This window comes from Psychrobacter sp. S4(2024) (assembly GCF_036861305.1).
GTDB classification, from domain to species: Bacteria; Pseudomonadota; Gammaproteobacteria; order Pseudomonadales; family Moraxellaceae; genus Psychrobacter; species Psychrobacter cryohalolentis.
In genome coordinates this window covers 609898-623179 of the sequence record NZ_JAZAQR010000003.1, presented here as the reverse complement: position 1 = coordinate 623179, position 13282 = coordinate 609898, and the positions used below count along the sequence as shown (strand labels likewise).

Sequence of the window (13282 nt, the reverse complement as noted above, 5' to 3'; positions counted from 1 at the left end):
GCATACTTTTAATTATTATTTATTAGAGCAAGATAGCAAAAATTAATTAGAGGCTGTTCTAGATAATGGGCTAACCATCTAAGTTAGTTAACGCATTAAACATCGGCTCATACAGTGGCTGGGCTAATGTAGTCAACGCTGCTGACAAAGCCTTAAATGCATCTTGGTCACGCAGTACGTATTGCCAAATGGCATGCTGCGAGCAAGTATCGTATACCGTATCTGAATTATAGTTAGGTCTTAACCAGTCGGAGAAGTCGGCACCTTTTGGCCAATAGCTATTACCGTCACCTTCTTCAGGCTTTAGATACTTATCAAGGTAATTAAGTGCATATTCTGGTAATAACGTAATGGGCACTTGACCCGTTAACTTGCCAAAAACAGCCCATTTTATCAACTCAATGACTGCGTCTTCATACATAATCGGACTTAACTTAAATGCGATTACATCTTTATAGTTACCAACTTGTGAGCTGGCCTTATTAAAGCGCCAAATACTTACGCCATCATTTAATGCTACTTGCTCGGCAGTGGTACGTCTAGCCACTTGCCAATATAAATGTGACAACCAAAACTTAAGTAAATGCCTAGGACTGGCAGAATTGGGCAGTATATTTAACCATTGCTTGGGTGATTGCTGAGCATAAGGCACGCCCGCCTGAATAATTGATATGGGTGCTAATATAGGTACTGAGCCTTTGATCTTAATGAATTTTGGCAACAGCTTAAGCAGTGTCTCTATATTCGTCTGATTGCTTGACTCGTTATCAGTGTTATTCAGTATATTTTTTAGCTCTACCTGAACAGGATGCTCGGCGGTTGGCGTCAGTAGCTGTAATACACTGCTGCTATCTGCCGTACTCTCGTTGAGAATACTGCTTTCGTCAAAGCCATTAGCAATTAGCTGCTCTTTGAATTCCAAACACTGCTGTTGCAGTTTCTTCTGTTGATTGGGTAATGTAGTTTGGCGAGCGACACCAGCGGGCATAATTTTTTGATACATCAGGATTGGAGTGGTACTTTCAGCCGCTGCATCACTATCATTTTTCTTATTTTCATCTGTAACCAACTGTTTAATCAAATGATCTTTGATTTGATAGGTAGTTAAACTGTCTAAGAATAGCGGCTCTTGATGCGATAGTGCTTCTTCACCTTGTACCACATGCACCTTTTGAGACCGTAAGAATGCTTTGGCAGGATGGCGCACTTGGTAAGCCAATGCCCCTTCAATATCTATCTCTCCGATGTTAAATATACTGTCGGATAACACTTGGATGAGCACCTCTGTCATGTCATTGACATCGCTAGTATCGACAACCGTATCTAGCGCTAGCATATCAGCCAATATAGACAAGGTTTGATTGTCTACTTGACCTAGCTGACCCAAGCCTTGACCTAGCACCTGAGCGATTGATTCATACTGCGCTTTTGTGGGTAGGCCGACCAGTTGCCTGTGCTCACTAGACACTCGCCCTTTCAATGTATCAAACACCGCTTGCCAAAGCGGCGCAGGCGGAAATTGCTTTTTCTGAGCCAGTTTGGTTTTGCGCATGGCTGTATTTAATAAAGCATCTAGCTCATCAATCATATCGACAGGGCTGGTATCCTGAGCATTGATATTAACGTTGGCATTAGCATTGTCATCAATATCAGGAGACACTTGCTCAAAAACATCAGTGCCTTCGATTTCTGTCTCAAACAGACTCTCATGAAAAGGCAATGCAGGATGCTCAGTCACTAGCCACTGCTTAATCAATTTAGGTAAATAGCGCTTGAGACTCTCGGTAGTGGGATCAATATTCTCAGGCAATGTCTCCAGCGAGTTCACCTGCCATTGCACCTCGCCTTGCAAGAACTGCAATAGCTCGCTTACTGGGTTGGCTGGCAGATGCTCATGGGTGTCCGTCAAGCTTTGGCCGTTGTAGAACATCCAGCATGCACTGCGCGCACATAGTAGTGCATCTAAAAATGCACCGTTGTCATCATCTTCACTAACTCTGTCACCGCGGCGAGCATTGGTCGCTTTCATCAAATCATAGCGGTTATCACGATCACGCCCTGGGAACTCAGAGAGATCCATATTGAGCATCACCACCAACTCAAACGGCACATTTCTTAATGCACCGAATCGACCAAAGGTAATTACTCCCGTTGGCTCAGCACTGACCTGCTGACTTTCAAGCTCGTTTTCGATACTGTCTAGCATAAAGCTCAGCTTGAGCGGCAACTGCTCCACACCTGCCAGCCTCTGCTCTACTTCTCTGTTGTCGATATCACCACTAGCGTACTGCCTATAGTGACGATTGGCTCGTAGACTTGATTTAAAACCATTCATCGCATTGTAAATGGCGCGCATGGTACGCGTTTGATCCACATCGCCAAAGTAGCGATGGATAACTTGTGTCTCAATCTGATCGAGCCAATCTTCCGCTTTCATTTTTTGTGTATGGTCATCACGACGTGCGACCAAGCCAGTATAAATGCGGCAAAGCGCTTCAACAATCAGCGCATCATTCAGGCTCACTTGTGGTAACGGTAAGGTCATTTCTGGCAACGCAGTGCTTGGCCATTCATCCTTATCTAACGGATACAAGCAGTCGCTCAACTCAGCCTCTGGCATGACCAGACCTAAGGTCAATCTGTCTAGTGCTTGTGCAAAGCTAAAGCGATAGTCGTAATCATTACTGTCCAAAGTTTGCTTAAGATGCAGTTCGTCAAAACCGCGAATAAATCCCGCCTCTACCAACAAATCACAGCCACGGCTCATCTGCTCATGAGTCAGTCCAAAGCTTTCAAATAAAGGCGGTAACATGAGCCAGTCTAAGACTTCAGCCGCTTCAAAACGAGCGCTATGACTACCCAATAGCTTGTAAAAACCGATAATAGCTTCCCATAACTGGCGAATGTCGGCATCAACAACACCAGTCACTTTAGCAGGCAAAGTCAAACCGTCTTGACCCTTACCATTGACGAAAATAGAACCAATCAATGCATGATGACGCTCAACATCGGGTAGCAGCACAACAATGTCAGAGATATGGCGTTTCTTTTCACCCAGTTTGACAGGTTCGTTCAACCAACGGCCAATCATAATACGCAACACTTCAAGCTGGCGTTGCAAACTATGACACGAATGAATGCTTAGGCTATTATCTTGGGAAGAGATTGCCCAAAAACGGTCTTTCTCAAAACGCTTATTCTCTAATGCTTCATCGTCATACCAAGCCGTTTCTGGCTTAGCTTCATCAAAGCTTGGCTCTAGTTGCTTACTTACCGCTTGCGAGACTGTAGCGGCCGTTGCTTGCTGGGTCGATTGCTCATCAAGCATCAGCACATCGTTCTGTAAACGTCTAAGTAAGCTTGGACTGTTTTGCGCAGTTTGAGAATTGCCGCTTACATCAGGATCATAGACGCTATCATCAAAGCCGAATTCATCATACAAGTCATCATCGCCGTTTTCGCCAATACCAAAGCTATCTTGCCATTCTACAAGCGCATCTTGGTATTGCTCATTACCTGACAAGTTGGCAAGCATGGCAAAGGTATCGCGCGATTGTTTACCCAAACGAGACAGCAAACTGTGTCCATAGTCACGTAAAAACACACTTTCAGGATTAATAATCTGCTGGCGCTGTAACCAAGATTTATCAACAATATCCGCCCAAAACAGCTTCGATGGATTGTAATGCAGCAGTGTGATATCCATGTATTGCGATAAGCGCTGCAAAAAGTCCAGCTCAGTCTGTGGCAACTGCTGAATGGTAAAAATACGCAGCACTTTGGGTAACTGACTTTGCTCGCCAGCCTTATTTGACTTTAGTGCTTGCCAAAACACCTCTTCCAATACAACACGGTGCTGATGCACATCCGCAAATAAATGCGACCATAAAAAACGTTGGGCAACTTCCAACTCAACATAATGCTCGACCAACCACTCAGGCGTGCCACGCGCATATTTATCAAAGCGCAGGGATAAGGCATCTTTATCCGCTATCAACTCATTCACATTCAGCGGTTTATTATGCGACCATAATGCCAACCAATCCTCACGATGGGTCAAATAGCGATTAAACACCCTCGCCAGATCATTTGACAGCTGCCAAATACGCGCATCTTGCTGCGACTTATCTTGTCGTACATTGTCTTGCTCAACCCCTTCTTGTAGCTCATCAATCAAAGACGCCAGCAGCGGATTCACCGGATGTTTTTCATCTTTAATAATCGACTCTTGGTAGTAAGTCAAATATCCAAACAATCGCCATTGCATTACCGTTGGTGACAACACTGCCACTTCAGGTACATTCAGAGTTTGCGTTTCAGGATTTTGCGCTAGTAAAAAAGCGTTATGGCGGGTTAATAAATCTTGCATCAGCGTCCATTGATACTGGCCCCAAAATTTAGTACGCACCAAGGTACTAATACCAGCACGGCTAGCAATGGTTTTATCCAACCAATCACCCAATACCATTGAAGGCACAATGACAATAAAAGGCTCAAAAACAGGCTGATTTTTGGACTGATATTGCACAAGAAGCTGATCAACAAGATTTTCGGTACGATGGGATTGTATAATGGTAAACATAGAGGATAGTCTGATTGAAGTAGCAGGAGAATAAAGGGATTGATAAAGAATATATGATCGAGATAGCACGCAAACATTCATAGTAAAATTTTGAGTGTAATAACAACGCTGTAGGCGGCGATACTTGTCAATCCATGTTTAGCAGTCGTCAATGGATGACATTTCTGCTAGCATGACGCTGTTAAATCAAACTGCATTGGTAAACACTCATGTATATCCGCTTACAGACTCTCTTGTAAGGCGAATAGTAATCTGGCTATTAGTTTGCCATTGTTCGTCAACGTTTACTAGCATATAAACCACCGATGAAAACACACTGCGACAATAGATGTCGCTGCGTTTTACCTCAATTCTTAGTGATGAGACAATTTAATACTATGCCCTTGCGTCCCATTGATGCCATTTTCATTCATCCTAAACGACGTTTATATGTCGTATACTACCGCGGTGAGCTTTGGCAATTGCCACGTATGAAAATAGATGATCAATCTTGGCAAAACAGACAGCCATATAAGGATGACAGTCGTGGACTCTATCTGAGTATTCAGCAAGCCATAAGCGACCCTATTTTGGCACAAAAATTACGAACCCTAAATCTACCTATGGCAGTACGTGGAAGCACCTTATCACGCTTCGAGGCATGGTGGGAAACTCACGGCTTTGAATGGCTTAAAGATAAACTAAGTGTAGGACAATCACCATTGGCGGCGCATCAAGCCTCCACAAAAATGATTGACAATCAACCCTCTTCCCCTTCAAACTACCTCTCTGCTCTGGCAAGTAGCAATAATACCACTGCTCATAAAAACCCAGAACAAGAAGCCATAGCTATTACACAAGAGATAACTGATGTTTTTTCGGATATGCTGGCGGATTTAGCAGATGAAGTGCTGCATCAACCGCTCTAAACCACATTTAAACCAACAATAAGAAGATCGGTACCATATGAAAGACTACAAGCTGCTACTGGCTGGGCTCATTTTACTGTTGCTGATTATTTTTATCGCCATCTTTACTTGGTTATGGACCAGCAATCGTAAAAACATGGATCCATTGCCTATTATGTCAAATGATAGTGGATCAACTGCTTCAGCGGAAGAAGATGGAGAGACGGTTGCCAAAAGCACTTTGCACATACAAGCAGAAGAAAAGCTACAAGCGCCTTTAAATGCTGTGATTTCAAGTTTTCAATCTCGTTATCCCAATGTAGAAATCATGACAAGTTATGTCGCCTCTGTTGCACTTTTGACGCTATCGGATAATAAAGTAGCCGATAATGAGCCGTCTTTATTTATTGTTGATACCGATATCATTATTGCTGATGGCAATTTATCGGCAGCGCGCTTATCACCATTACAAGAAAAATTAAAAATAGCACAAGATAAACAAAACCAGAGCAAGGCAAAAAATGGCATGGTAGAAGATATTATCGATGCAGATAGTAATGCTGATGAAATCGCTGCTAAAGGTGAAGCTGATAATACAAACACTCGAAGTCTTGTATCGTTTAGTTATGCCTTAAAAGACAAGAAAAAAGTAGACGGTGTCATCTTAACTCAAAATCCTATTGCACTTAACTTTCGAAACTTTTTACTTTCAAGTACAGGGCAAGATATATTAAGTAAACACGATTATGAAAATATCGATGGCTATCAAAATGATATGGCAAACCTGTTTAAGTCAAATACGCAAGGCAAAAAAGCAACAGGTGAGTTGACAGTAGATGTCGCTGACGCTATCAGTATTGCTAAATAAATACAAAACCCTCTACTTACTCGGTATTAATTGATTTTATAAGTGCTTTTTTCTACAATAGCACTCTATTATGCGCCTATAGCTCAACAGGATAGAGCAGTTGCCTCCTAAGCGATCGATCCAAGTTCGAGTCTTGGTGGGCGCACCAACAAACATAGCGATATAACACGATAAACCCTTGTAAGCCACGCGCTGCAAGGGTTTTTTATTGTTTAATATGCGGTAGTCACCGATTAATAACGGTATCTACCACTTGTACACGGTGAAAATAACGGTATCATAGACGGTATTAACCGATACCGAAAAATACTCAAGATACAACAAAGTTGCACGCTATGGTGATGGCAAGAATCTATATCTTATATAACGTCTGAATGGATATTTATTTTAGCAGATGGCTTTTCGATAGGTCTTTTCTAAAATCTTGGTTTCGATACTAGTGTAATAGAATTGGCTGGGCATTCAGGCTCACACAAGCTGCAATCTATGCAATTATCAGGATCTATCGCTAAAAAGTTAGGACCTTCAAAAAATGCATCCACGGGACATACTGCAACACAGTCCGTGTATATGCATTTAATGCAGTTATCATCAACGATGAACGCCATAAAAATTATCATTTATAATTCAAGATGGCGGATCATTTTCAAACTACAATACAAATCCGTAAATTTACCCTGCGTAAGTAAAATATTTATTCGCTTATTTGTATCAGTACCAGTAAAATGCGAGACTGTTTTCTACACTAGTTTATGAGTAACCAATGATACGTTTAACTGAAATTAAATTGCCATTAAATCATGCACCTGAAGATCTAACGACTGCTATAACGACAAAACTTAAAATTTCTGCTGAGCAAATGGCATCATTTGTGATGTTTAAACGTGGTTATGATGCTCGTAATAAAAGAAATATCCAATTAATTTATACGCTAGACATTACACTTACCGACTCGGATTTGACCAATGATTTACTGGTTCAATTTGAGTCAGACAACCATGTTAAATCAACGCCAGACACTAGTTATAAATATGTAGGCGAAGCGCCAGAGGATTTAACTGAGCGTCCTGTTGTTATTGGTTTTGGACCTTGTGGTTTATTAGCAGCACTTACCCTTGCTCAAATGGGTTTTAAACCTATTATCATTGAACGTGGTAATGAAGTCAGACAACGTACCAAAGACACCTTTGGCTTTTGGCGTCAGCGTAAATTAAACACAGAATCAAATGTACAATTCGGTGAAGGCGGAGCCGGTACCTTTTCTGACGGTAAACTATATAGCCAAGTGAAAGATCCCAATCATTACGGCCGTAAAGTCATGACAGAATTTGTAAAAGCTGGCGCACCAGATGAGATTTTATTTGTAAGTAAACCGCACATAGGTACTTATAAGTTGGTCACCATGGTAGAAAAAATGCGTGCCGAGATCATAGAACTCGGTGGTGAAGTCCGTTTTGCTACTCGCGTAGACGACTTGCATATAACTGACTCAAAAGTAACTGGCGTGACACTTAATAGTGGCGAAACCTTAAAAACTAGCCATGTTATTCTTGCTGTTGGTCATAGCGCCCGTGATACCTTCCAAATGATCCATGATAAAGGCGTGTACGTTGAAGCAAAACCTTTCTCGATTGGCTTTAGGATTGAACATAAACAGTCAACCATCGACCAAGCACGCTTTGGTGACAATGCTGGAAACGAAATACTTGGCGCTGCGGATTACAAACTGGTTCATCATTGTAAAAATGGTCGTTCTGTTTATAGCTTCTGTATGTGTCCGGGCGGAACCGTTGTTGCTGCAGCATCAGAAGAAGGCCGTGTTGTCACTAACGGCATGAGCCAATATTCAAGAAACGAGCGTAACGCCAACAGTGCTATTGTTGTCGGCATCGACCCAAAGCGAGATTACCCAAACCACCCTCTTGCTGGTATCGACTTACAAAGACAACTAGAAACCTTAGCGTTTGAGTTAGGCGGCAAAAACTACAATGCACCAGCGCAAACCATTGGCGATTTCTTAAAAGGTAAACCAAATTCAGAATTAGGTGATGTCAACCCGTCTTACACACCGGGCATTACCTTAACCGACTTAAGCAAAGCACTTCCTGATTTTGCCGTGGATGCCATACGTGAAGCCATTCCAGCGTTTAATAAAAAAATCCAAGGATTTTCATCTGACGACGGTTTACTAACTGGCGTAGAAACCAGAACATCGTCACCAATAAGTATTAAACGCAATAAAGAATTCCAAAGCATTAACACCAAAGGCTTATTTCCTGCAGGCGAAGGCGCTGGCTACGCAGGTGGCATATTATCAGCAGGAATTGATGGCATTAAAGTGGCCGAAGCTGTGGCGAAATCGATGTTGGAGATAGAGTAAGAGCGGCTTTAGGCTTTAGGCTTTAAGCAATTATTAAAGCAGATTAAGTTTCAGTCAAACACTATACTAATTCTGATAAACAATATTGCTGTTCGTTTATCAGAATTTTTAATGATCAATTTGTGTATGTGAAATAAGCAAGAACTATAGTTAACTACAATCTAAACGATTTGCATGCTCATACATATAATCGTCAGGATACTATTCGACATCGATTTGTGAAGCTTCATTAGGTATTTTGGTCGGTGCTTAGTGTCTGGTTGTTTTAGGCTCTAAGTCCTGCTGCCAGCTGTAAATGTACTGGTGCTCAGCTGATAAAAGATAGCGGCGCAGGCATGCTATAAATACACACACATTGGTGAACCTGCCACAGGGTCTGTAATCACTTTGGCTTGCACGTCAAATATGTCAGCAAGCATCCCCTCCGTCATCACCTCACAAGGGGTGCCCATCATTTGCAGTTCGCCCGACTTTAGCACCACCAATAAATCACAATATCTTGCTGCTTGGTTAAGGTCATGGAGCACAACTATAATGCTTTTGCCGTTGTCTTTTAATTCCCGAATAAGATTCATCAGCTCTATCTGGTAGGAGATATCTAAATAAGTGGTAGGCTCATCTAGCATGATAAGATCCGTATCCTGCGCTAAAACCATCGCGAGCCAAGCGCGCTGCTGTTGACCGCCAGATAAGGCTTCAAGTGATGTCTCAGCTAGAGATTGAATAGACATCTCATTTATGACGCTATCTACTATCTGGTTGTCTGTCGCGCTCAACTTACCCCAATGTGAGACATAGGGCGTTCTGCCATACTCAACCAACTGTCTGACAGTCAAGCCTTCGGGGTTGGTCTGTACTTGTGGCAATACCGATATCTGACGGGCAATCTGCTGATTATTCAATTGCGCCATATCTTGTTGTCTAAGTAGGATTCTGCCCGATTGAGGTTGAATCAGCCGGCACAAGCCTTTTAATAGCGTAGATTTTCCGCAACCATTTGGACCAATGAGTCCAATGACTTTATTTTCTGGCAGCTCAAGGGACAAGTTTTTGATAACTATCTGTCCGCCATGATAGCCAAGCTGTAGTTCATTCACTGATAGCATCACCACCCCTTATAGCGCGATAGCAAAAAGATAAAATAAGGCGCACCGATCACTGAGGTTAAGACGCCAGCTGGTAACTCAATTGGCGCAAATAGACTGCGTGCCAATACATCTGCGGTGACTAAAATGATCGCGCCTATCAGCGCTGACGCTGGCAACAAGATGCGGTGCTGATGCCCAAAGAGCAATCGTGCGATATGCGGCGCGAGTAAACCAATAAAACTGACTGTCCCTGCCACCGACACCGCCAAGCTCGCAATCACTACTGCGATAACTAATGTGGTAAATTCTAATGGTTTGACTGACACACCAAGATGATATGCCGTCTCCTCGCCAAGTCCCAACACATCTAAACGCCACGCTAAATACATACTAACTGCCATCAGTACGGCAAATATTATCGTTAGCATGGGAATATGTTGCCAGCTGCGACCCCATAAACTACCGGTCAACCAAATCATCGCGGTGTTAATTTCAACTGGATAAATGACCAGTAAAAAATTAATCCCACTGGCTAAAAAGGCACTAATGGCAACGCCAATCAGTGCCAAGCGTGCTGGCGTCGGCTGAGATATCTGTGCCAATAGAATAATAAAACAAAACGCCAATATGCCGCCAAGTAAGGCTGCGACAGATAACCACCACGTGGGTGCAGCAGGAAGTATAACCAATAACAAAGTCGCACAGAACCCTGCACCAGCACTGATACCCATCAAGTCAGGTGATGCTAACGGGTTGCGAATAACCCCTTGCACCAATGAACCTGATAGACCAAGACTTGCCCCCACTAAAATTGATAATAGCGTGCGCGGCAATCGGTGCTGCCACACAATAAAGTCTTTGTCGCCGCCAAATCCTTGCTTTAAATGCTGCCAGATTTGCGCTAGCGTTAATTCACTGGCACCAAAAAAGATGCTGCTCACACTAAGGATGAATAGCATCAGAATAATCAGTACCACCGCCCTACTTGCAGACTTATGACCAAATAGTGAGTTTGAGTGCGATGAAGAAGCTTTAGTTTGTATCGTCATTCGTTGCTTACTTTTGTTGCTGGATAGGATTTTGAATCGCTTTTAGTTATAGTTAAAATATCTCAAAAACGCTAAAGTACTGCTGGTATAAATTTTTTGCAGCCTCTGTCTGCGTAGGCACAGCAAGCAAGAAAAATTAATATCAGCAGTACTTGATGTATCGATATTACTTTTCTCTGACTATATCGATCAGCTATCGAGTCGTCTTCTACATGCCAGCGCGATAAAAACAGGTGTCCCAATAAGTGCCGTTAGCAAGCCCACTGGTGTCTCTGCCGGATAAGCAACTGCTCGTGACAAGACATCCGCCCACACCATCAATATACTGCCAAGCAGCATAGACAATGGCAAGATCTGCTCATAAGCCATATTCGATACCTGCTTTAACAGGCGCTTGGCAACATGGGGGATAATCAAACCGACAAAGGCAATGGGACCGGCGACCGCCACACTGATCGCCGTCAATATCGTAATCAATGCCCCACACGACCACTGTAATGCACGCAGGTTCACCCCAAGGCTGCTCGCCACTTCATCGCCCAGCACCAAGACGTTTAATTTAGGTGATAGCCACCAGCCATAACCTAAGGTCAGAAGCGATATAGCCACTAGCATGGGAATGGACTCCCAGCGCGTATTGGCAATAGAGCCAGCTAGCCAATACAGTACCCCATACGCTTGCTCATCCGTGGTAATCAGGGCCGCTCGCGTCAGACCGACTAGCAGCGCATTGATAGCAACGCCCGATAAAATTAGACGCACGGGATGCACCGGACGCCCAGAAAAGTAACCTGCCAATCCTGCAACGAGGGCACAAGAGAGCACTGCCCCAACCATTGCTTGCAAAAAGGTAGAGGTTAAAAAGGTAAATCCTAAACCAATAGAAGATAAAGCAACCACACACGCTGCCCCTGCATTGATACCCAATACCGCAGGAGATGCCAGTGAGTTACGGGTCATCACCTGCATTAGCAGTCCAGCCACCGCCAAATTGGCACCGACTATAATCGCCACGAGCACGCGCGGCAGGCGAATCTCTATTAATAATTGTGCAGTTAGCGACGCTTGACCATTTTGCTGCGTCAATAAGGAAAGTAAATCCGTCAGCGACAGGGCAAATTTTGAATATGCCGTTAACCCTTGCCAGCAGCCAATCAGTAAAATGACTAATAACCCACACCATAATAACGCCCGTGTTATCGGGCGCTTTGCAATATGGGGTTTTAGCGATATAGCAGATGAGCAGCTCAGTTGCGGTTCAACCATAAAATCCGCCTTGCTTTAAAAAGACAGTAGTGCAATGTCTCATTAATTTGACTCTTTTAAAGAAGGACTTGAACTTTTTTTGCCTTTTTGCTTAGCAATCTCAAGCAGCTCAGCTGTCATATATTCAGCCGATTGCATACTGCGATTGAGCGCCCAATAATTGGGGTCGACTTCGATGACCTGATTGTTTTTAACCGCCGTTAGCTGATTAAATAGTGGCGAGGACCTCCATTCATCATAAATGGTGTGATCGTTATAACGTCCAATTAATAGCCAATCAGGATTAGCCGCTAATAATTGCTCCAAACTGGTTGCGATATACGCCTCACCAGTTTGCTCAGGAATCGGACTTTTGATATTTAGATGATTGAGTAAACTACCGGCGTACGAGCTTGGACCATGCAGCCACATGCCTTTATCACTGATAATAGCAAACTGCACGCTGTGGTTAGCAAGTGGAGTTGTTGCCAATTGCGACTTTAAATCTGCCATCTTTTTTAGATGAGTATTGATAACCTGCGACATTTTTTGATCTTGATGTACGATATGCCCGACCAATTGCGCCGTCTGTATATTCTCTACATAACTTTCACCGCGACTTTTAAGCACGACTGACGGTGCAATGCGATTAAGCTCATCGGCGATGACCGTATGACGCTCGTCATCGGCAATGATAAGGTCGGGTTTCAAATCAGCAATGGCCTCAAGGCTTGGCTGATAGCGCGAACCGACCGAGGTATAGCCAGATAGCTGCTGATTAAATTCAAGAATAATACTGTCAGGTTTATTATCATCGGCGATACCAACCGGATTGAGTCCTAGCGCTAAAGCATCCCCTAAAAATGAGTACTCCAAAACTACGATACGCTTTGGATCCTGCGGATAGTCGCTCAAATTGGGCAAACGCGCTTTAATCTCTTTATCAGTTAGCAGAAGAACGTTATTTTTGTCATTTGACTTAGTAACTGCTGCTGCCGACATGCCGTTATCAGCATTCAATGATGGCGTTGCTGTAGTATTATTTTTTTGATTCATAATAAAAACAATACCGCCAACCACAATCAATACGATGACCAGTAAGGGTAAAATAAGCATGAGCTTTGTACGTTGATTCATAAATAGCTTTTCTTAATATCATTAAATGGGTTGGGCGCTAGGGACA

8 protein-coding genes, 1 tRNA gene and 1 pseudogene are annotated in these 13282 nt (G+C 43.1%); 4 read left to right on the top strand and 6 right to left on the bottom strand.

Annotation, left to right across the window (positions count from 1 at the left end; all coding sequences use genetic code 11):
- Positions 1–70: 70 nt before the first annotated feature.
- On the bottom strand, positions 71–4582 hold the full coding sequence (locus tag VLA57_RS10470) for an exodeoxyribonuclease V subunit gamma (protein WP_133104336.1): 4512 nt from the start codon (positions 4580–4582) through the stop codon (positions 71–73).
- A gap of 377 nt (positions 4583–4959) precedes the next feature.
- On the opposite strand from VLA57_RS10470, the gene VLA57_RS10465 reads away from it, so the two are divergent.
- The 3 genes from VLA57_RS10465 (at position 4960) to VLA57_RS10455 (ending at position 6485) form a co-directional block, all read left to right on the top strand.
- Complete coding sequence (locus VLA57_RS10465; protein WP_133104335.1) at positions 4960–5490, top strand: hypothetical protein; 531 nt, start codon at positions 4960–4962, stop codon at positions 5488–5490.
- Between the two features lie 37 nt (positions 5491–5527).
- Positions 5528–6337 (top strand): hypothetical protein, encoded by an 810-nt coding sequence (locus VLA57_RS10460; protein ID WP_133104334.1) that lies wholly within the window; start codon positions 5528–5530, stop codon positions 6335–6337.
- Positions 6338–6409: 72 nt separating this feature from the next.
- Positions 6410–6485, top strand: a tRNA-Arg gene (locus VLA57_RS10455).
- 295 nt (positions 6486–6780) lie between these two features.
- Here VLA57_RS10455 and VLA57_RS10450 read toward each other — a convergent pair.
- A pseudogene (locus VLA57_RS10450) lies at positions 6781–6945 on the bottom strand (indolepyruvate ferredoxin oxidoreductase subunit alpha); the annotation flags it as partial.
- Positions 6946–7100: 155 nt separating this feature from the next.
- On the opposite strand from VLA57_RS10450, the gene VLA57_RS10445 reads away from it, so the two are divergent.
- A complete protein-coding gene (locus VLA57_RS10445; RefSeq protein ID WP_133104332.1) occupies positions 7101–8717 on the top strand; it encodes an NAD(P)/FAD-dependent oxidoreductase in 1617 nt (538 codons plus the stop codon).
- Positions 8718–9055: 338 nt separating this feature from the next.
- Here the strand turns inward: VLA57_RS10445 and fecE are convergent, their stop codons facing one another.
- From fecE to VLA57_RS10425, 4 genes are all read right to left on the bottom strand, one after another.
- Positions 9056–9823, bottom strand: a complete 768-nt coding sequence (gene fecE / locus VLA57_RS10440; protein WP_133104331.1) for a Fe(3+) dicitrate ABC transporter ATP-binding protein FecE — start codon at positions 9821–9823, stop codon at positions 9056–9058.
- Complete coding sequence (locus VLA57_RS10435; RefSeq protein ID WP_333954880.1) at positions 9823–10854, bottom strand: FecCD family ABC transporter permease; 1032 nt, start codon at positions 10852–10854, stop codon at positions 9823–9825. Before VLA57_RS10435 ends, fecE begins: the two co-directional genes overlap by 1 nt.
- Positions 10855–11043: 189 nt before the next feature.
- Positions 11044–12120 (bottom strand): FecCD family ABC transporter permease, encoded by a 1077-nt coding sequence (locus VLA57_RS10430; RefSeq protein ID WP_133104330.1) that lies wholly within the window; start codon positions 12118–12120, stop codon positions 11044–11046.
- Between the two features lie 42 nt (positions 12121–12162).
- Complete coding sequence (locus VLA57_RS10425) at positions 12163–13236, bottom strand: ABC transporter substrate-binding protein (RefSeq protein ID WP_133104329.1); 1074 nt, start codon at positions 13234–13236, stop codon at positions 12163–12165.
- Positions 13237–13282: the final 46 nt, after the last annotated feature.

Coding starts and splice junctions, on each gene's coding strand:
- VLA57_RS10435 (WP_333954880.1), bottom strand. CDS start 10,854: ATGACGATACAAACTAAAGCTTCTTCATCGCACTCAAACTCACTATTT.
- VLA57_RS10470 (WP_133104336.1), bottom strand. CDS start 4,582: ATGTTTACCATTATACAATCCCATCGTACCGAAAATCTTGTTGATCAG.
- VLA57_RS10445 (WP_133104332.1), top strand. CDS start 7,101: ATGATACGTTTAACTGAAATTAAATTGCCATTAAATCATGCACCTGAA.
- fecE (WP_133104331.1), bottom strand. CDS start 9,823: ATGCTATCAGTGAATGAACTACAGCTTGGCTATCATGGCGGACAGATA.
- VLA57_RS10430 (WP_133104330.1), bottom strand. CDS start 12,120: ATGGTTGAACCGCAACTGAGCTGCTCATCTGCTATATCGCTAAAACCC.
- VLA57_RS10465 (WP_133104335.1), top strand. CDS start 4,960: ATGCCCTTGCGTCCCATTGATGCCATTTTCATTCATCCTAAACGACGT.
- VLA57_RS10460 (WP_133104334.1), top strand. CDS start 5,528: ATGAAAGACTACAAGCTGCTACTGGCTGGGCTCATTTTACTGTTGCTG.
- VLA57_RS10425 (WP_133104329.1), bottom strand. CDS start 13,236: ATGAATCAACGTACAAAGCTCATGCTTATTTTACCCTTACTGGTCATC.